The organism is Flavobacterium panacis, assembly GCF_024649945.1.
GTDB classification, from domain to species: domain Bacteria; phylum Bacteroidota; class Bacteroidia; order Flavobacteriales; family Flavobacteriaceae; genus Flavobacterium; species Flavobacterium panacis.
This window is the reverse complement of sequence record NZ_JANKMS010000030.1, coordinates 1-1,787: the sequence shown is the minus strand read 5'-3', so window position 1 is coordinate 1,787 and position 1,787 is coordinate 1. Positions and strand designations below refer to the sequence as shown.

1 protein-coding gene is annotated in these 1,787 nt (G+C 44.0%); it reads right to left on the bottom strand.

Features of this window, described 5'->3' with window-relative positions:
* Nucleotides 1-1,787: non-ribosomal peptide synthetase (locus NQQ59_RS25175; RefSeq protein WP_257698475.1), on the bottom strand; the 1,787-nt coding region annotated here is incomplete at both ends.

Here is a 1,787-nt window from a genome sequence, read left to right as displayed (position 1 = left end):
GATACCAATCTGGTGGCCAGCAAACTATGACCTCCCAATTCAAAAAAATCATCATAAACCCCAACTTGCTCCACTCCCAACAAAGTCTGCCAGATACCTGCCAGTTCTTTTTCGGTCCCTGTTCTTGGTGCCACATATTCCTTGGTCGATAAATCGGAATTCTCAGGGTCAGGTAAGGCCTTCCTATCTACTTTTCCATTAGAAGTCAAGGGCATATTTTCCAACTCGATCCAGATCGTCGGAACCATATATTCCGGTAAACTTGATTTTAATTGCTCCTGTAGGTCCGTCTTATCCAATTTGCCTTCGGTAACGACATAGCCCACCAGACGTTTGGCTCCGTTTGAATCCTCTTTGGCCATTACACAACAATGACTCACAACTTCCAATGCAGATAAAGCATTCTCAATCTCTCCCAATTCTATTCGATAACCGCGAATCTTGACCTGATTGTCCTTCCTGCCGATAAACTCCAGGTTTCCATCGGAAAGCCAGCGCACCAAATCCCCTGTTTTGTAAATGCGTTCGCCTTCTTTAAAAGGATTTGCCATAAACTTCTCCCTTGTCAATTCCTCACGGTTCAGGTAACCACGACCTACACCAACACCACTAACCCACAACTCTCCTACAACACCTATTGGACATAAGTTGCCATAGGCATCCACAACATACAACTGGGTATTGGCAACCGGTTTACCGATAGGAACCACAGACCCGGATGGGGATTCCTGCATGATATGAAGACTCACATCATCTGATGCCTCAGCAGGACCATAAGCATTTACTACTGCAATAGAAGGAAACAAACCAAACCACGATTCCAATAACGAAACGGTGGCAGCTTCTCCTGTAACCAGAAAATAACGTAAATCTTCCAAGCCTTTTCTCGAACCGCTTTCCAGTAAACTTAAAATATACGAAGGAACCAACTGAAGATGGGTAACTCCATAAGAACATAAAGCTGTTTGAAAATCATCTGTATCCAGGATCATGGATTCACTGTAAATCGCAATACGACCTCCACATAATAAACCGCTTAACAATTGCCAAACTGAGATATCAAAGGTAAATGGAGCTGTAAAGGCAACTACACTCGTGCTGTCCATAGCCAAATCATCAATCATAACCAAAAGATGGTTCAATAGTCCGCTATGCTCAATCATTGCTCCTTTGGGAGCTCCCGTACTTCCCGAGGTATAAATAACATAACTCAGCGAAGAAGGCTCATACGACATGCCTAATGGTTCTACCGAACAATCAATATATTCACCGGCCGAATCATCCAGAACCACAATTTTAGTATCACTTAAAACAGCAGACATTGTATCCACACTCCATTTATCGACAAGCATCAAAAAGCAGCCGGTATCCTGAGCAATATATGAAATACGCGATGAAGGGTAATCCGGTTTGACAGGCACATACGCACCTCCCGATTTTAAGATACCCAAGATACCCACCAGCATATTCACACTACGATCCACACAGATCCCAACAAGACTATCGGCGACCACCCCCTGCTCCCTTAAATAATGCCCCAATTGATTGGACTTCTCATTTAAGGCTTTATAACTTAATTCTTCTGCTCCATAAACCACTGCAATGGCATCAGGGGTTTTCTCGGCCTGCTGCTCAAACAAATCAACAACCGTCTGATCCAGAGGATAGTCCACAAACGTATCATTGAAGACATCCAGTATCTGGTGCGATTCCGAGGCGCTCAGCATGGACAAACTATTGATCGGCTGGCGGATATCACCCACCACACTGACCAACAACTCTTTATA